Below are 17,824 nucleotides of genomic sequence, written 5' to 3'. Positions count from 1 at the left end.
ATCAGGATATTGAGATCGCCAGATAGACGCCGAAAGCCGCGAGCGCCAGCAGCAGTCCGATAAGCACAACGCCGGCGTGCGAGAGCCAATCTTCGGCGGCGGGTTTGCCTTCGATGGGCGCGGCCAGGTAGGCAGATTTCGGCGCGTCGATCGTCTCCACGAGGTCTTTGACCCCGGAGCGATTCGCCGGGCGAGCGAAGGCTGGTGGCGGCCTCAGGGGGGGGGCGGGTTGCGCGCGCAGCGCGGTTCGCGGCGCCGAGGCGTGGTGCGACGCCGGCAGCGGAAAGGGCGGCGGGAGCGGGGTTGAGATATCGCTGGTCAACTGCATAAGCGCGCCCCAGGAGGGCGTGTCGGGGTTGAGTGATTGGGTGTTCGGGCTGGGGCGAGTCGGCCGCGGCGCGAGCGGCGGCTTCGCGGCAGGCTCTGCCTCATCACTGTCTTCGTCGGAGCCGCTGCCTTTGTTGCCGTTGGACTTCTGGCGGGCGCGCTGGTTTCGCACCATGCGCGCCAGCATCTCCGGGGGCATCGCGACGTCGGTCGCGGCCAGGTCGCTTAAGTCCAGGCGAAAATAGGTCGCGGTGGTCTGCGACGCATGATCCAGCGCCTCATAAAACGCGTCGGCGTCCACGAAGCGGTTGCCCGGATGTTTGTTGAGCGCGGCGAGCAACGCCTTGCCCAGCGTGGTCCATGCCAGCTTCGGCGGCAGCTGAGCGCGGGTGTGAATCTGGCTATAGAGAACCTCGGTGAGCGTGTCGCCGCGAAAGGTCTGCTGGCCGGTGAGCATCTCCAAAAGCATCAGCGCGACCGCGTAGACATCGGTAGCCTTGCAGGATTTTTGGTGCACCAGGGTCTCGGGCGCAAGATACGCCGCGGTGCCGCAGATCTCGGCCTCCCGGTCGTCGTCGGGGTCCTGGCCGGGCAGCGCGTCGAGGCTGGCAGCCAGCCCATAATCCATCACCTTGACCTGCTGGCCGCCGCGGCGCCGCGGCAGCAAGATGATATTGCGCGGCTTGAGATTGCGGTGAATCTGGCCCTGCGCGTGCGCCTCGCCGAGCCCGTCGAGGATCTGCATGCCGATGTCGAGCACCCAGCCCACTGAGAACGGCGCGCCGCGCTCGATCAGCGTGCGCAGCGTCGCCCCCTGCAAAAGCTCCATCACCAGATAGAGCGACCCGTCGGCCTGGCCGAAGTCCAGCAGGCGGCAGTTGTTGGGGTGGTAGAGGTTCTGGGCCAGGTGCACCTGGCGGATCAGGCGTCGGCGAATGGCCGGGTGGCCCGAGATATCCGGGCGCAGCAACTTCAGCGCGACCTCCCGGCCCATCGTGATATGGCGCGCGCGCAGCACCATGCCCAGCGCCCCGTAGCCAATCACCGACTCGACGCGGTAGCGTCCTCCTAAAAGCTCTCCGACGCGCGCCGCGCCATCGGTGCGCCCCTCAGGATCTTGCGAGATCATAGAAAAACCGTGGCCTGGTGCCCGCTACCGCAGCGCCCCTAATTGGCGGACAGGAGTCAAGTGAGAGCGCGCAGGGTATGCGCAGCGCGCGAGGAAAGACCCGAATCTTCCCTTATTCCCAACCTAATCACCGACTCCCGGGACGCGAGGCCCCCCAGCAATTTTTACTGAAAACGCCAGGTGGAGCCCTGCGCGCTGTCCATGACCTCGACGTTGAGCGCGGCCAATTTGTCGCGCAGCGCGTCGGCGCGCGCCCAGTCCTTGGCCGCGCGCGCTTCTTCGCGCTCCACGATCATGCGGTCGACTTCGGCCACGTCGATGTTGAGGGCGGCGGCGCGAAGGTCGCGGATCTCGCGAAGCACGTCGGCCGGGGTGCGCTGCAAAATGCCGAGCACCGCGCCGCATTTCTGCATCGCCTCGGCGACCTTAAACAGCGTCCACGCCCGGTCGGCGTCGGGCTTCTTGGCCGATTGCGTCAGCTCATTGCCGACCTTGGCGACCTCGCCGAGCACCGCGATGGCCTTGGGCGTGTTGAAGTCATCGGCGAGCGACTCTTCAAAGCGGTCCAGGTAGCTATTGAGCGTGTCGGCGGTTCCCTCGACGAAGTTCGCCTCGGCCGGGGCGCTGGCGCGCGACGCGTCGACCCGGGCGAGCACCGCGTCGATGCGCTCGAGCGTGGTGTAGAAATACTCGACCCGGTCGGTCGCGTCGTTGAGCGCGTCCATCGAGTAGGTGATGGGCTTGCGATAATGCGTGGCGTGGAAGAAATAGCGGATGCCCTCGGCGTGGAAGCCGCTCAGGGCGTCGCGGGTTGTCCAGAAATTCCCCAGTGATTTCGACATCTTACGTTCGATCGCCGCGCCGCTCTCGTCGACCTCGGCCACGTTGACCATGCCGACGTGCATCCAATTTCGCGAGAACTCGGCGTGGGTGCAGGCCTCGGCCTGGGCGATCTCGTTCTCGTGGTGCGGGAAGACCAGGTCGCGCCCGCCGCCGTGGATATCGATGGTCGAGCCCAGGTGATGGGTGCTCATCGCCGAGCATTCGATATGCCAGCCCGGGCGCCCCGCGCCCCACGGCGACTCCCAGCTCGTCTCGCCGTCTTTGGCCTTCTTCCACAGGGCGAAGTCAAAGGGGTATTCTTTGCGCTGGGCCGATTCGTCTTCCGAGTCCACGCGCCCCGAGCGCCCCGCCTCCATATCGTCGAGCCTGCGCCGCGACAGCTTGCCATAGTCGGCGAATTCGCGGACCCGATAATAAACATCGCCGTCGGACTCATAGGCGTAGCCCTGCTTGATCAGCGAGTCGACCATGGCGATGATCTGCGGGATATGCGTGGACACCGTCGGCTCGACGTCGGCCGGCGCGATGCCCAGGGCGTTCATATCGCGGGTCAGCTCGGCGATAAAATGCGCCGACAGCTCCAGCGGGTCTTGGCCCACCTCGGCCGCGCGCGCGATGATCTTATCATCGACGTCGGTGTGGTTTCGCACATATTTGAGGTCGTAGCCCAGCGAGCGAATAAAGCGCTGCACGACGTCGAAGACCACGAAGACGCGCGCGTGCCCGATATGGGTGAGGTCATAGACCGTGACGCCGCACACATAGAGGCTGATCTTGCCGGGAACCAGCGGTTCCACCACGCGTTTCTCGCCGCTGAGCGTATCTTGGATGCTAAAAGGACGTAGTTTTATGGAGTCAGAGGCCATCGATTATATCTCTTAGAAATGGGCACAGTTGTTGACAGGGTTGATTTAGCACCAACGTTGATCGCGCGCAAACCATTTGCCTCCGAGCCCAAGCCCCGATATATGCGGGAGCGCGAGTTGCGATGGGCGCGCTCGCGACCGTGTTGAAAAACGCCGCGCTCTAAGACAGAAAGGACGTCCTACGCCATGAGCTCCGAGAACCCCTTAGCCGTTCGAAATATCGGATTTTATAAATTCGTCGCCGTCGCCGAACCCGAAGCCTTTCGCCAGCGCCTCGAGGATTTGTGCAACGCGCACGCGCTCAAGGGCACGATTATCGTGGCCACCGAGGGCATCAACGCGATGTTGGCGGGCGCCCCGGCCGCCTGCGACGCTTTCGTCGCCGCGCTCGACACCCTGCACGACCTGGCGGACTTAAGCGGGCTTGAGATCAAGACCTCGGACTCGGAGGAGTCGCCTTTTAAAAAGATGAAGGTCAAGATCAAGCCCGAGATCGTCACCATGCGCGTCGGCGAGCTCGACCCCAGCGCCCCCAACGCCCCGCACCTGGCCCCGGAGACCTTCCGCGACTGGTTGCGCAGCGGCGAGTCAATGGTCGTGATCGACACCCGCAATGACTATGAATACGAGTTGGGCACTTTCCGCGGCGCGCTCAACCCGAATACCCGCTCCTTTCACGAATTCCCCGACTACCTGCGCGCCCACCAGGAGGAGCTCAACGCCCAGAAGGTCGTGATGTTCTGCACCGGCGGCATTCGCTGCGAAAAAGCCACGCGCTGGATGCTCCAAAACGACTTCGACGAGGTCTACCAGCTCGACGGCGGCGTGCTCAATTATTTCGCCCGCGTCGACGACGCCGACAAGGATTGGGAGGGCGACCTCTTTATCTTCGACGAGCGCGTCGCCCTAGACACAAAGCTCAACGAGACCCCGGCGACCCTGTGCCGAGAATGTGGCTCGCCCATCGCGCGCGACCAGCAGGCGTGCGTGTGTGAGGCGGCGTCGACACAGGCCGGCTAATTCGGCGCAGGCGCGGTGTGCGGCGATCTCGGCCGACATCGCGCCTCGCGAAAATTCACATCTTTAGAACCGCCAGCCCACGTTGACGCTCGGGCTCCACGCCGGCGCGAGCGCCCCGGCGCGCCCCAGCTCGACCTTCAGTCCCTCGCGCCGCTCGCGGTTGTATTTCTCGACGCCCAGGATGCTGGTGCTGATGCTCCCGACATACGCGATGCCGGCGGTGCCGGCGCCGATCCACAGAAACTCCGATTGGTCGGTGACCAGGCCGTAGCTGACAAAAGACGCGGCGAAGACCAAAAATGAGAAGGCCAGGCCGGCGTAGAAATATTGCTCGGTATAGATATTTCCCAGCCCCGGCAGCAGCAGGTTTCGCCCGACCGCGCCCGAGACCGTCAGGCGCGAGGCTTCGTAGATCTCGCGGCGATGCTCCAGCCCCAAAAACTGCGCCTCGCCGCGCGCCGATGCGTCGGCGTCCGATGCTTCCTCGACCACCGTCGTCTCGCTCGGCGCCTGCTGGGCGTGGGCGAGTTTGGGGCCGTACCCGGGGCTGAGCAGCAGCCCGCCCAGAATCAGCGTCCAGGCGAGCAAATGGCGGAGGGCGGTAATATATGCGCTATTTTGCATGATTTCTTGGATCGACATCGGATTAAATGCAGCCTGATAGAATATTGCTCAAATCTGGTGTACACGCATAGCCTGAGTCATGGTCGGCGTGGAAGCATCCACGGCGGCGTTGGCTGGGTTAACTGATACTCGCACGGACCGTCGAGCGTCAAAGGCTTCAATTCGGAATTCAAGCATATGGCTGAACCCTTCGTTTTTCGATTCGCACCGGGGGAGCATGGCGCTCCGGAAGTAATGTACGTGGCCGATGTGCGCTGCGAGTGCGGGCTGTGCCGGCATACTCAGATGCAGCGCTTTTATCATTCCACGCCCCTGCACCCCTTGACGCTGGCCCACCTTGGAAAGTTGGTGGGCGAGGTGCCGCAGAAGGCTGACTACGCGTGTGAGAATTGCGGTGAGCACGTCGGCCCCGAGCAGGTGGTCGACGCGGTGCTGACCTACGGATTCCCCGACGATAGCGGGGTGATCCGCGCGTTCGTGTCCATCCCGCACCGCCGCCACGACGCTTTGCAATCTTCAGAAGCCCCGAAAGTTGAATACGAGCTGATCTCGCGTCGGCGACTCGACCCGCAGGAATTGCCGGGTTGGGAGCCCGTGGGGGAGCGCGGCGTGGTCAAAAAGCGCCTGGACGAGGCGGTGGTCGAGCGCATCTTAGGCCGCGCGTTTAGCCCCAAATTATTGTGGGTCGAGCTCTTCGAAGATTGGGTGGAAGACCCCGACGGCGGCGCCTATGCGTGCGCGGCGCCGGGGTATTGGTTCTTTATCGACCAATCCGAAGACCTCACCGGCGAGCTTGCCGAGTCGATCGACGACGCCGATTTCTGCGACGCCAGCGACGCCGGCGACCTGATGGTGATTCCGCTGCTTGAGTCGATCCCGAGCGCGCTCGCCACGCATCGCTACCCCGAGCAGATGCCCGGGCATTGGCGTGAGTGGATGAGTGAGTCGGCGCGCGAGGCTCTCGACGCCGGCGACGCCTGGGCCGAGGCGCATGTGTCGCGCAGCGGCGTGGTCGAGATTATGCGCGAGACCTTCGATCTTGCCCGGCTCACCTATAAGATCGACGAGACCGCGGTGGACGTCTTCTTCAGCGAGATCACCACCCCCGGCGAGGAAGTCTACGGCCGCGGCGTGGCCGTTTCCTCGGTGTTGCGCCGCGCGGTTTATACCGGCATTACCCCGCAGGAATCCGGCCGGCTGACCGCCGAAGAGATCGTCGGGATGCTCCTGCGCGTCTGGGAGCCCAAATAAGTTGTGTTTGAGCGCGATTTTCAACGCGCTGATGATAGATGCCCGTTAAGTCCTCTACCTTTAACTGTCTCATTAATTTAGGAGTTCGTTATGCATAGCAGTTGGTTTTTGGCGTTTCATATCATCGGTATTATCATGTGGATGGGCGGACTCTTTGGGCTCACCATGCACGCGGCCATTCACACCAAGTTGAAAGACGCGCCGCTTGACGAGATGGCGGGCTACGAGACCAAGTCCTATTTTATGGGCGCGCTCCCCGGAATGATCCTCACCGTCGGCGCCGGGTTGGCGCTGCTCTTTGGCAACCCCGCCGGCGTTGGGTATTTTCTTAAGGCCGACGGGATTTATGGCACGACCTTCCACGTTAAGTTGCTGCTGGTCGTCATCTTGATCGTCATTGACCAGGTCTTTCTCTATAAAATGCGCACCTTCCACAAAAACGGCGTCGGCAATCGCAAGGCGTTTATGGCGATGCACGGCTCCATCGGGCTGTGCTTCATCATCATCGTGATCCTGATGATGACGCGCGTGCTCGCTTAACCCGTTCGCGCCGAGGCATCCACGAAGCCACGCCATGAAGATAACGATCCAAAATCGCGCCCCCGGCCAGGTCCCCTGGGGGGCCCTGGCCATGCTCCCGCTCTTCGCCATGCCCATCGGGGGGTGGCTGGTCGAGCAGGGGTGGGCGGATTTCGGAACGTGCGCGGCCAAGGTCAGCCTCGGCGTCCCCTGCGTAACCTGCGGCTCGACCCGCGCGACCCTGCACCTGCTGCACGGCGAGCTCGGCGCGGCGGTCGCGATGCAGCCGCTGACCATCCTGGTTTATTTCGCCCTCGCCATCGTCGGTCTTCCCAGCCTCGTCCTTTTTATCGCGAATAAATATCCCCATATTGAATATACCCGCCGCGAAGCACTCGCGTTCAAGGCGGCGCTGATCGTGCTGCCCATCCTGACCTGGGTGTATTTGCTCAAGGCCGGCATCTGAAACCAGCGCGACGCGCTTGAAGGAATACCATGGCATTAGAAATCCGAGATTATGTCGCCCGGGCCAAAGCCAACCCAAGCACCGAGTATATTCAGGACCTATGGCAGGCCGTCTTTTTGCTCAAGGGGTGGTATTTTTTGCCCGCCGAGAGCCGCGAGGGCTGCGAGCGCCCCAGCGTGATGATGGTCGGCGGTGAGCCGTGGCTGGTGGCGTTCACCAATATTCGCCAGCTCAAGGCCTTTTCGCGCGCGACCGGCCGCGCCGGGGCCAACGGCGAGTTCTATTTGCTCGTCATTGACCCTCGCCAGGCGATGCACCAGGTCATCGAGATCGCCGACCACATCGAGGGCGTGATCTTTAACCCGGACTCCCTGGCGACCTTCCGCGCCCCGGTCCACGCGCTTCTTCAATACGCGGAGCATTTCGGCGTGCCCCTGGATATTTGAGCGTCCTTGTGCATCGCCCTACTAATATTTAAGATTCCCTCCCGAGTTGCGATTCGGTAGTTGTTTTCGCAGCATATTATGTTGCGCTGCCGGCTTCATCCCTGCACAATAGCGAAGCGCAACTGCGCAGAAGTATCCGTATTTGGTCCCGAGGAGTGGCGTGACGAACGAAACTATCCTGGTTGTCGATGCCGACACCAAGAGTCAGAAAGTTCTTGAAATCAGCTTTAAGAAGGCTGGATACCGAGTCATCATTACCGAGTCTGTCAGCGAGGCGCGCCGCGCCGTGGAGTCTGGCGAGCCCGATGTGATCGTCTGCGATACTCAATTCCCGGGCGCCTCGGCGGAGGATGGCTTTTCCTTCTGCAAGAGCCTGCGAAATCATCCAAAATGGCGGGACATCCCCTTCGTCTTCTTGACCGAGCAGCGCTCGCTGCCCGAGAAGATGCGCGGCCTCGAGATGGGGGCCGATGAGTATTTGACCAAGCCGATTTATATCAAAGAAGTTACGAGTCGGGTTGAGTTTTTGCTCAACAAACGCGCCCAGGCGCGCTTGAGCGGCGGGGAGGCAGAGGCGTTTAAGGGCGATCTGGCCGACGTCACGATGATCGATTTGCTGCAAACGATCGGGCGGGAGCAGCGCTCCGGCTCGCTCGAGATCGAGCGATCGACCCGCAAGGGCGCGGTGTATTTCCAGGAGGGGAATATCCTCGACGCGCAATGCGGAAAGCTGCGCGGCGAAGACGCGCTATACCGCTTGATGCTCTGGCCCGACGGCAACTTCCGCGTGCAATATTATTCGAACGCGGGGCGCGCCGACCATATCCTTAAAAACTCGGGCGAGCTTCTGCTCGAGGGGATCGTTCGGCTCGAGCAGTGGAATGACCTGAGCGCCGAGCTTCCGCCGCTGAGCAGCATTTATGAGGCGGACTACCAGCGTTTGCCCGACCTCTTGGCGCAACTTCCCGACGAAGCCGGGCGCCTGGTGCGCCTCTTTGACGGGCTGCGCTCGCTGCGCGATATCGTCGACGACAGCCCCTATGACGACATCACAACGCTTCAGATTATGAGCCGTCTGCTCAGCGAGGACGTGTTGAATCGCGTCTCCGACAGCGAGCAAGATGGGCAGCAGGCGCCGTCGAACCTCGAGGCCTGGCTGGCTGGCAGCCGCGGGCAGGCCGCGATGCAGTTGGCCGAGCCTTCGCAGGCATTTAGTGGCGATTATGTCGATGATCTTCCCGAGGGTCAGGGGCATTGGAATGTGCGATGGGGCGACGATGTGCCCGATGACGACGCGTTGGTTCAGGAGCTGCACGAGCGCGAGGCCGCTCGCCGCGAGGAAGAGGCCAAGCACCTGCTGCGCGAGAGCGGTCGCTTCCGCGTGACCGTTCCGCTGGACTCCCCGGCGGGATTTGGCGAGCTGCCCGAGGATTATGATGATGAGGCTGGGTTTCGGCGTAGCACTGCGAAGATTCCTCCGGTGGACGGCGAGCCGCCCGGGGCCGAGTCGGTGCGCAAGCGGCGTTTAACGCCGATCTCTGCCCCCAACGCCGCCGGTGGTCACAAGCCGCTGCCGGCCGATCAAACATCGCCCGGCATCCAGATCGCCCGGATTTTTGACGAGCCCGAGGCCGTCGAGGAAGAGCAAGAAGCGCCGGCGCCGGCTCCCGAACAGGCTCCGGTTCAAGAGTCGGTGCAAGAGGAGCCTGCCCACGACGCGCCGGTTCAAGACGAGCTGGCCCTGGAAGATGAGCCGTCCGAAGCGCGCTCCCGCACGGTCACCGACGCCTGGGAGGTGATGCTTTCGGAGGTCGAAGATGCGGCCGAAGAATCGGCGCAGCCGGTCAATGAGGTCGTGGACGAGGAAGACTCCGACGCGAGCATCAGCCGCCGCGCAGCCGCCGTCGAAGAGGCCGCGACGGTGACGCGCGAAGCCTCGCAGCGCCTGCGCGACACCGCGCCGATGCCGAGCGCGGAGCCTGCTGAAGTCGAGGTTGAGACACCCGAGGAGCGATCCGAGGAAGATTCATCTGTGGACGCGCCCGAAGACGCGACGTCTGACGCGATGGCACCTGAAGCAGCGGCCGAGGCGCAGGGCGCTGAAGACGACGCATCCGACGAGGTTGCATCCGACGAGGACGCGCCCGAAGCCGTGGAGCCCGAGCGTGAGCGTCGGATCACCGATGAGCTCGTCGCCGCCGACGCTGAGCAGCCCTCGGAGGAGACGGAGCACGAAGAGATCAACGCCGCCGACATCGAGGCCGTGGGCGAAGGCGAAGATGCGGGCGAGGAAGGAGCTGCCGAGCCCGACCCGTTCGCGCGCACTGCCGTCGACGATCAGATGGTGGTCCGCGAATTTGACCTCGACGACTCGCCGAATCCGAACCGCAAGCCGCGCGCCGCGACGGCGACCGAAGAGGAGGCTGATCGCGAGGACGAGAACGACGACGAGGAGGCCGCTCAGGAGGATTCGAGCGAGAGAGCGACGCTCGAGTTGGAGCGCGTCGAGGAGGACTCCGCCGCCGGGGCGGCCGCGAGCCACCCGTCTGGCGACGAAGAAGATGAGCCTGTCGACTCGCCTGAACAACCCGCGCCAGAGGATGCATCTCTCGAGGAATCCTCGGAAGTTGTTGAAAGCGACAGCCCCGCAGACACTCAAGAAGACGCATTTTTTGACGCCGGTGAGAGTGTCGAGGACGGATGGCATTTCGAGGACGTTCCCCCGGCGAGCAATCGTTGGAAATATTTCACCGTCCTTGCGATTGTGGTCGGCCTGACGGCGATTCTCATCGGGGTCTATGTATCCGAAGACGAGGTGCCGGCGCCCGGCGATGCTGCGGTCGCCGCCGCGGTCGAGGATGAACCGACTGCGGCTGAGGAGGCCAAAGAAGAGGAGGCCGAAGCGCCCGCGGCGGTCGCCGAGGCGACGCCCGAAGTCGCGAGTGAAGCAGACGCCGGCGAGGTGGCCGGGGCGCTCGACGCCGAGCAGGCGACGGCGCAGGCCGGCCAAGACGCTGCGGATGTGCAGCAGACCGCAGAAGAGGCGGCCGCTGAACTCGCCGCCGCCGAGCTCGCCGCGGCCACGCTCAAAGAGGAAGAAGACGCCAAGAAATTGGCGGACGCGCAGGCCGCTTCGGCTGCCGAGAAGCCCGCCGCCCCGGCCAAAGCTGAACCCGCCGCGGGCTCCTTCGCCGCGCGTCTTTCGGCGGCCGAAGGGAAGCTTAAAAAAGGTCAGAACGCCGCGGCCCTCACTGACTTCCGCGCCCTTAGTAGCGAGAATCTGGGCAACGCGAAGGTCGCCTATCTTCACGGCATGGCCGCGATGGGCACCAATAATTACGCCGAAGCCGCCAAGGTCCTCGCCCGCGCCGAGCGCCTGGGCTATTCCAATAGCGATATTTATATGGACCTGGCCGCCGCCTACCAACTCAGCGGCAATGTCAGCAAGGCGCGCAGCACCTACGAGAAGTATTTGAGCAAGCATCCGACCGGCAAGCGCGCCGACGAGGTTCGTTCGATCCTTGAGCGCTTGTGAGCGAGACGCGCGCTTGATTTGCATATCTTATTTCACGCACCGATTTTTCGGCGCCGCTCGGAAACCCCACGATGTTAATCCTCACGCTTGAATCCAGTTGCGACGAGACCTCCGCGGCCGTCATCAAGGACGGCCGCGTCCTCTCGAACGCGGTGGCCAGCCAGATCCCGATCCACGCGCGCTACGGCGGCGTGGTGCCGGAGCTCGCGTCGCGCAATCATATCCGCGACATCCATCCGGTCATCGACCAGGCGATCGCCGGCGCCGGGATTACGCTCGAGCAGATCGACGGCTACGCGGTGACCTGCGGGCCCGGGCTCGTCGGCAGTCTTCTGGTCGGCGTCGAAACCGCCAAGGGCCTGGCGTTTGCCTATGACCGCCCCTGCGTCGGGCTCAATCACCTCGAAGGCCACCTGACCACGGTGCTGCTCGACCTCGATGAGGTCGATTCTCCGGAGTTTCCCTATATCGGGATGATCGTCAGCGGCGGGCACACCGATATCTATATCGTCCATGCGTTGGGCCAATATACCCTGCTCGGGCGCACGCGCGACGACGCGGCCGGTGAGGCCTTTGATAAGGTCGCGAAAATGCTCGGGATTCCCTATCCGGGAGGCGCCGAGATCGACCGCCTCGCGGCCAACGGGAACCCCAAGGCGATCAAATTCCCGCGCCCCATGGCCCACCACGATAACCTTGATTTCTCCTTCTCGGGGCTCAAGACCGCGGTCATGCAATATACCGAGGCCCACGGGATGCCCGCGGATGACGCGGCCCTGGCCGACCTCTGCGCGTCCTTCCAGCAGGCGGTGGTCGACGTCTTGCTGCTCAAGGTGATGCGCGCGGCCAAGACCCACGGGATCCCGCGCATCGTGCTCTCGGGCGGCGTCGCCTGTAATCGCCAATTGCGCAAAGAATTGCGCGAGGCCGGCGAGCGCGACGGGGTCGAAGTTTTCATTGCGCCGGCTTCGCTTTGCACCGACAATGCCGCTATGCTCGGCGCCGTGGCGGCTCATTATTTGGGCCAGGTTGACCTCGACCACTTCTCGGCGCATGATCTTAAGGCCCGCGGAAATATGCCGCTCGGCGAGAGCCTGCGCAATCCGGCGCGCGTGCATAATTAATGAGCAGGGCGCCGCGCAGCGGCGTGTGATATCAGCGCAGCGTTCTTTTCTTGCAGGCCCTTTTGAATTTGGGGTGATTCAATCATTCGGTGCTGTAACGACCACCAGGAGGCAGATTTGCTCGGAGAGCAGGCAAAATATAATCAGTTGATGACCGAGCTCGATGAGCATCTTTCGGTCAAGGCGGCCCTGCTTCTGGACGCCAGTGGGAATATACGCTCTCGGGTCGGCGACGCGCGCGCGATCCTGAAGAGCGCGCAGCAGACCGCCCCCATGGTCGCGCCGGGCGCGAAGGGCGAGGGGTTGGAGCGCGAGAATATCTATCTGGTCGGCGCGGGACGCGAATTTTTGGTCGTGATCTTCGGCGAAGATGTCCAATTTGACGGCATCAAGACCTACGTCGATTCGCTGCTGCGTGACCTCGAATTATAAGCATCTTTCACGTTCTAATCTAAACGGAAGTAACCGGAGTTTTCGCATTTCATGAAAAGCCAAAGAGTCGAATTTCTCAAGCAGTCTGATATTCGTCGCATGACGCGTGAGTGCACGCGTCTCGACGGCATTAATCTAGGGCAGGGGATTTGCGACCTTCCCTCACCGCCAAGCATCCTCGAAGAGGCTTCCAAAGCCGTCCTGGCGGATAAAAGCGTCTATAGTAAATTTGAAGGGATCGACGCGCTGCGCGAGGCACTCGCCGACAAGCTCACGCGTTATAACGGGCTGACTCAGGTCAATCCGGACTCCGATATCATCGTGACCGCCGGCGCGACCGGCGCGTTCATCGCCACGCTTCAGGGGCTGTTCAACCCGGGCGACGAGATCATCGTCTTCGAGCCCTCCTACGGCTACCATATCAACGCGATGCGCGTGGCCGGCGTCGAAGCCTCCACGATCGCGCTGACCGGGCCGGATTGGAAATTCAGCGCCGAAGACCTCGAGGGCGCGCGCACCGAGAACACCCGCGCCATCCTCATCAACACGCCGGGCAACCCGTCCGGAAAGGTCTTTAGCCGCGAAGAACTCACGGTCGTTGCCGACTTCTGCAAGAAGCACGATCTGATCGCCATCACCGATGAGATCTACGAATATATTATCTACGACGGGCGCGAGCATATTAGCCTGGCGAGCCTGCCGGGGATGTACGAGCGCACGGTGACGATCTCGGGCTTCTCGAAGACCTTCTCGATCACCGGGTGGCGCCTTGGCTACGCGGTCGCGCCGCCGGCGCTCAGCGAGGCGATCGGGCTGGTCAACGACCTGTTTTATATCTGCGCGCCCACCCCGCTGCAGCATGGCGTGGCGGCCGGGATGACCCGGATCGGCGACGATTATTACGAGGAAATGTCGCGCGATTTTGAGAAAAAGCGCGACCTCATCTGCGGGGCGCTCAGCGACGCCGGGCTCACCCCGAACGTGCCGCAGGGCGCGTATTATGTGCTCGCCGATATCTCCTCGCTGGGATGCGCCGACGCCAAAGCCGGCGCGATGCATCTGCTCGAGAAGATCGGCGTGGCCAGCGTCCCGGGCAGCGCGTTCTTCAGTGAGTCGTCTGAGACGCAGTTGACGCGTTTTTGCTACGCCAAGGACTGGGCGACGTTGGAAGAGGTCGCGCGGCGGCTTAAGAGTTTGAACGCTTAATTTTGGAGGCCAATTTCCGAGCGCATACCGCTCGATTTATCGGCTTGTGTCGGTTGCTAATTACTAGGTCGGGTCCTCGGGCCCGTTGGGATTAACTTTTCGAGAGTTTCATGTCTGAATTGGGTAGCATCAAGTCGATTAAATCGTTGGTTAAGGATACTCGTATCGAGGGTGGCAATCTCTATGTCACCTTTGAGGCCACACCGCAGGAAGGTGAAATTGAGGCCGTCGTACCCGCCCGGATTTCCGACGCGCAACGCGAAGATGAGCCCTTCTTTTTTAACGCCATTCGCGCCGCGAATGACCTGATTCGCGACCTGGCCGGCTATACCGCGTCGGTGAGCGCGGCCGCGGTCGCGGTCGACTCGGCGATTGACCGCGCCGAAGGCGATGACAAGGCCAAGCCGGCCGCCCCGCTGACCGAGGAAGAGCTCGACGACGCGCTGTACCGCGCCTTCTCGCGCGTGATGCATCTGTTCGCCTGGGACCCCAAGGCTCAGGAGTGGGTGATTATCCACGAGGCCCAGGGTTTGAGCGCCGAGCTGCAGCGCCAGCTGAAGTTAGCCCCGCTGGAGTCCTACGAAGATCGCCACCTGATGGTGCGCATGCTGCTGGACGTGGCGACCGTCGACGGCAAGCTCAACGAGCCCGAGCAGGAGGCGCTGCTGGACTTCGTCGACAAGAGCCAGGCCACGGGCAACCGCCCGGGCGAGCGCGGGCGCGTGTCCCAAAACGACCTGCGCCTGGCCGGCGCCGGCGCCTCGCGCGAGACGCTCTATATGCTCGCCTGCGCCATCGCGATGATCGACCACAAATTCAACCCGGCCGAGAGCGACCGCCTGGACTTCTACGCCAAGGGACTCGGCATCGATGAGCACCGCGCCGACGAGCTTCTGGAGGCCGGTCAGATGTTCTTCATCGAGCAATATATGACCCGACGCTTCGCCGGGCTCGGCGAGCTCAGCGAGGACGACCGCCAGGAGGTCATCAACCTCGCCAAGCACCTGAACTACGACACCGACTCGGCTGAGTATGCCTTCGAGCGCTATCGCCGGGCGCACTCTGAGGATGGTGGCGGCTTCTACTAAGAGGCTGTTCGTATAAGTCATACGCCGCGACATAGGAGCGCGCGATGAGATCTTTTGGGATTTCATCGCGCCTCCTATGTCGCGGTTTTTTATGTGTCAGGCGTTGGCTCTCTCCGACTCATTTGTGTGGGGCAAAACCGGCCGCTCAAAGAGACTCTTTAATTCGACGCCCATCGCGTCGAGCACCCGACTCGCCCGCTCGACCGTGATGCCGTGGTATTCGTTGCGCTCGTCACGCGATACCTGGGACTCGTGCACACCGAGGCGCGACGCAAGCGCCCGCTGAGTCAAGCCACGCGCGACGCGCAGCGCCACGAGCATCCGTCCCAATCCATGCAAATTGAAGAGTTCGCCGAGGTCGCCGCGCTGCAGTCGCTCGTAGCCCTGGACCTCCTCTTCGAGCTGTAGGTGGAACGAGCGCAGCGGATCGAGCGCATGCTTTAGCTCATCCGCGGATAGGCCCATCTTGGACAGCCGCTCACGATGCTCTTCGAGGCGCTCGCGTTCAGCTTCGAGGCGTGCACAGGCCTCCTGGTATTCCGACTCGTTGCGAATCATGGGGTTTCTCCGATCTTGATGATTCCTCTGGGGCGTCCATCACGCCGTGACATACGGAATGCAGAGGGGAATTCGAGGTCATTTCCGTATTTATCTTGGATTCCACAGAGCTGACCGAAGTGAGGGTAGAGTTCCACCCGATATCGGTGCCACATTGGAAGCTGCGCCTTAAAGGAACCTCGGTCGGGTTGTCGCGCCTTCGGATCCCAAGTCCACACCTTATAATGATCGATACGGTTGAGCTCCCGTTCGAGCGTCCCGCTAATAAGCGCATCCATATCGCACTCGAAATATCCATCGATGTCGTTCGGGTGGTCTTTGTCTTCGGCAAAGGACCCGTCGACGAAGATTTCGGTCACGCCGACCGCCCAAAGCTGGCGGACCATAACTTCAAGATTATCCACGAGGCTTAATCGCCACTCTTTATCCCAATTGGGCGGGCTTGGACTGGGACCCACAACAAGCAAGCTGCTGCGGAGCTCATCGAGCGTGAGTTCGTAGTCACCTGCGGGGAGCATCCCATATTCGTTGAACGTCGGCAGCATAGGCCCTCGCGCGCAGTGGTGGCTGAGAACGACTCTATTTTGAAACTAAGAAGGCATGACATATTTGTCAAGTTCGACGCTTTAGTTGTCTTTTTCGGCGTATATTTTATGACCAGGGCAGGCATCAGTCGATACCAAGTGTGAGCTGAGAGTGGACGTCACAGGGAGCGTTCTATTGCGCTGCCTCTTGACCGCAAGTGGCGATGTACATAACACTATTGGGCTGAACAAATTTAATCCGTTTCTGCTAAAGTGGGAGCGAAAATACATTCTCTCAATGAGTGATGATGTCCTCGACTTTTTATTCAGTTTCCAATCCATTTCGAGATCTAGAACAACTCGAAACTATTGAGCGGTTCCTCAAAGAGAATGATCCATTTGTTCACGCCGCTTTTTCATTGGACACGTCAAAATATCAACTTAGAGACTATCTTCAATATTCTCACAATCCAGGCCCCCCAATTTATGCCGTGCTCGATCGAAATATTATTAGTCGAGTGGTGAAAGTTGGAAGCGGAGGCTCGCTCGACGTTGAAAACAATACGGATCGTTTAACAATGGCGGTTATGGCCTTTTTATGTGCAGCAAATATAGAGGTTGAACCCAATATTGCTCTATACGAGGTCACCGCGACTCAAGAAAACAATAATGTGCGATCAGAGCTGGCAGCAGTACGTATCGCGAACGAATTGCACCCGACGACCTACGCAGAGATTGCTTTTGGAGAGTCGAAGCACGCTTCTCGGTTTGAGCTACGTAAAGCGCGAAAAAAGATAAAATATATGTCGCTTAATTCTGCGAAATTTGAACGCTTTCTTCCACATTGGGAAATGCATCACCTTGCTCTCACCAAAATCGCGGTTTTGGCTCGACAAAATAAAAATCCCGAGGAGTGTTTGAGGGAGTTGTTTCGATGGTCGCTTGAAGACGCTTTTTTTGACGGAATCGCTGTATCATTAGGGGTTGTGCTGCTTGGTTCCAAGGGGGGGAGGAGTTTAGTAATGAGAGCTGTTCGTTCATCTGATCCCGACAAACGAATAGCCGTCGTCGCCAATGCAACCTGGGATCTTACTTACGCTAGTTACTGGGTTAAACGCACGAAACAGTTCAATGGCCCTTGCCTTTTCGTAACAGCGGACAAGAGGCTTCGTGCTCTCTGTCGACTCGCTATCGGGAACCATTCGCACCAAGAGCTATTCCGCGATTATTGGCCAGCGCCGCACGCGAAAGAATTGTTGCGTGCGTATAATGATGTCGAGGCTATCGCGCGAGATATGCCTCGACGGAGGGATTATTATTCAACTGATGCGTGGAAACAAAAAATGCATGAAATGCAGCGCGAACTTACAAAGCAATTGAGAGATATAGTGTCAGATTGAGCTATAGCCGTAATATGAGGATTTTCGTGCGCAGTAGCTAACACTCGTGGTCAGTGACCCGTTTTGGGCAGTGTTCAAGCATTTCGCTAAAACTCTCCGGAGCTACTTTTTCCACCCCGGCTCCCAATCCTCGCGATTGCGCAGCGCTCGCCACTCAACACGCAGCGTGTGCCCGTCGATGACCGCCCGCAACAGCACCTCGTCGGTGGTGAGGTGAAGTTCGATGACCTCCCAATGGCGGCGCCTATTCTCGACGTTGACCGCAGTCCACTGAGTACCCATCAGTTTTTTGGGATTGTGTGGCGCCTGAATGCTCATTACTCTCCTTATTGTATAACCGCGCGGCTCTGGGAGTTCCTCAAAGACTAAAGCCGCAAGGCGGCCACCTTAGCACATCCTTTGCCGCCCGCCCCCTAATGCGCAGCTTGACCCCAGCCGCCCCTGCTGACTACAAACGCCCCGACTA

The 17,824-nt window shown here is 61.0% G+C and carries 17 protein-coding genes; 11 read left to right on the top strand and 6 right to left on the bottom strand.

Translation table 11 applies throughout. From position 1 onward, the window contains the following. Window position 1 precedes the first annotated feature (1 nt). Both DN745_RS16640 and cysS read right to left on the bottom strand, forming a co-directional pair. Complete coding sequence (locus tag DN745_RS16640; RefSeq protein WP_111336576.1) at window positions 2-1,456, bottom strand: serine/threonine-protein kinase; 1,455 nt, start codon at window positions 1,454-1,456, stop codon at window positions 2-4. A 164-nt stretch (window positions 1,457-1,620) separates the two neighbouring features. Beyond that, on the bottom strand, window positions 1,621-3,165 hold the full coding sequence (gene cysS / locus DN745_RS16635; RefSeq protein WP_111336574.1) for a cysteine--tRNA ligase: 1,545 nt from the start codon (window positions 3,163-3,165) through the stop codon (window positions 1,621-1,623). A 186-nt stretch (window positions 3,166-3,351) separates the two neighbouring features. Here cysS and trhO point away from each other — a divergent pair, with 186 nt between their 5' ends. Then, window positions 3,352-4,185: an oxygen-dependent tRNA uridine(34) hydroxylase TrhO gene (gene trhO / locus DN745_RS16630; RefSeq protein ID WP_111336572.1), complete on the top strand. Its 834-nt coding sequence runs from the start codon at window positions 3,352-3,354 to the stop codon at window positions 4,183-4,185. Between the two features lie 63 nt (window positions 4,186-4,248). On the opposite strand, the gene DN745_RS16625 is transcribed toward trhO, so the two are convergent. Next, the gene (locus DN745_RS16625) at window positions 4,249-4,809 is read right to left on the bottom strand and encodes a hypothetical protein (RefSeq protein WP_133621924.1); all 561 of its coding nucleotides are present in this window, start codon (window positions 4,807-4,809) and stop codon (window positions 4,249-4,251) included. 234 nt (window positions 4,810-5,043) lie between these two features. Between DN745_RS16625 and DN745_RS16620 the strand changes: the two genes are divergently transcribed. The 9 genes from DN745_RS16620 (at window position 5,044) to DN745_RS16580 (ending at window position 14,876) form a co-directional block, all read left to right on the top strand. After that, window positions 5,044-6,060 (top strand): hypothetical protein, encoded by a 1,017-nt coding sequence (locus DN745_RS16620; protein WP_111336568.1) that lies wholly within the window; start codon window positions 5,044-5,046, stop codon window positions 6,058-6,060. 90 nt (window positions 6,061-6,150) lie between these two features. Beyond that, window positions 6,151-6,600, top strand: coding sequence for a CopD family protein (locus tag DN745_RS16615; RefSeq protein WP_111336566.1), 450 nt, complete (start codon window positions 6,151-6,153; stop codon window positions 6,598-6,600). A 34-nt stretch (window positions 6,601-6,634) separates the two neighbouring features. Next, a complete protein-coding gene (locus DN745_RS16610) occupies window positions 6,635-7,045 on the top strand; it encodes a DUF2752 domain-containing protein (RefSeq protein ID WP_111336564.1) in 411 nt (136 codons plus the stop codon). A gap of 29 nt (window positions 7,046-7,074) precedes the next feature. Further along, window positions 7,075-7,491 carry a hypothetical protein gene (locus tag DN745_RS16605; protein ID WP_111336562.1) on the top strand — a complete coding sequence of 139 codons (417 nt, stop codon included), beginning with the start codon at window positions 7,075-7,077 and terminating at the stop codon, window positions 7,489-7,491. A 160-nt stretch (window positions 7,492-7,651) separates the two neighbouring features. Next, entirely contained in the window at window positions 7,652-11,026 is a 3,375-nt protein-coding gene (locus DN745_RS16600; RefSeq protein ID WP_162687740.1) for a response regulator, read from the top strand. A gap of 71 nt (window positions 11,027-11,097) precedes the next feature. Next, a complete protein-coding gene (gene tsaD, locus DN745_RS16595; protein WP_111336558.1) occupies window positions 11,098-12,150 on the top strand; it encodes a tRNA (adenosine(37)-N6)-threonylcarbamoyltransferase complex transferase subunit TsaD in 1,053 nt (350 codons plus the stop codon). Between the two features lie 117 nt (window positions 12,151-12,267). Further along, window positions 12,268-12,582 carry a hypothetical protein gene (locus DN745_RS16590; RefSeq protein WP_111336556.1) on the top strand — a complete coding sequence of 105 codons (315 nt, stop codon included), beginning with the start codon at window positions 12,268-12,270 and terminating at the stop codon, window positions 12,580-12,582. A gap of 51 nt (window positions 12,583-12,633) precedes the next feature. Then, window positions 12,634-13,788, top strand: coding sequence for a pyridoxal phosphate-dependent aminotransferase (locus tag DN745_RS16585; protein WP_111336554.1), 1,155 nt, complete (start codon window positions 12,634-12,636; stop codon window positions 13,786-13,788). Between the two features lie 110 nt (window positions 13,789-13,898). After that, complete coding sequence (locus tag DN745_RS16580; RefSeq protein WP_111336552.1) at window positions 13,899-14,876, top strand: hypothetical protein; 978 nt, start codon at window positions 13,899-13,901, stop codon at window positions 14,874-14,876. Window positions 14,877-14,972: 96 nt separating this feature from the next. On the opposite strand, the gene DN745_RS16575 is transcribed toward DN745_RS16580, so the two are convergent. Continuing rightward, the gene (locus DN745_RS16575) at window positions 14,973-15,434 is read right to left on the bottom strand and encodes a helix-turn-helix domain-containing protein (RefSeq protein ID WP_111336550.1); all 462 of its coding nucleotides are present in this window, start codon (window positions 15,432-15,434) and stop codon (window positions 14,973-14,975) included. Next, complete coding sequence (locus DN745_RS16570; protein WP_111336548.1) at window positions 15,431-15,979, bottom strand: DUF6932 family protein; 549 nt, start codon at window positions 15,977-15,979, stop codon at window positions 15,431-15,433. The genes DN745_RS16575 and DN745_RS16570 overlap by 4 nt, the downstream gene beginning before the upstream one ends. Before the next feature lie 284 nt (window positions 15,980-16,263). Here DN745_RS16570 and DN745_RS19425 point away from each other — a divergent pair, with 284 nt between their 5' ends. Then, window positions 16,264-17,358 carry a hypothetical protein gene (locus DN745_RS19425; protein WP_162687739.1) on the top strand — a complete coding sequence of 365 codons (1,095 nt, stop codon included), beginning with the start codon at window positions 16,264-16,266 and terminating at the stop codon, window positions 17,356-17,358. A 102-nt stretch (window positions 17,359-17,460) separates the two neighbouring features. Here the strand turns inward: DN745_RS19425 and DN745_RS16565 are convergent, their stop codons facing one another. Next, entirely contained in the window at window positions 17,461-17,676 is a 216-nt protein-coding gene (locus tag DN745_RS16565) for a TIGR02450 family Trp-rich protein (protein WP_111336546.1), read from the bottom strand. Window positions 17,677-17,824 lie beyond the last annotated feature (148 nt).

Source organism: Bradymonas sediminis (genome assembly GCF_003258315.1).
Classification (GTDB): Bacteria; Myxococcota_A; Bradymonadia; order Bradymonadales; family Bradymonadaceae; genus Bradymonas; species Bradymonas sediminis.
The sequence above is the reverse complement of the archived record's forward strand: the minus strand, read 5'-3'. Positions and strand labels throughout refer to the sequence as shown.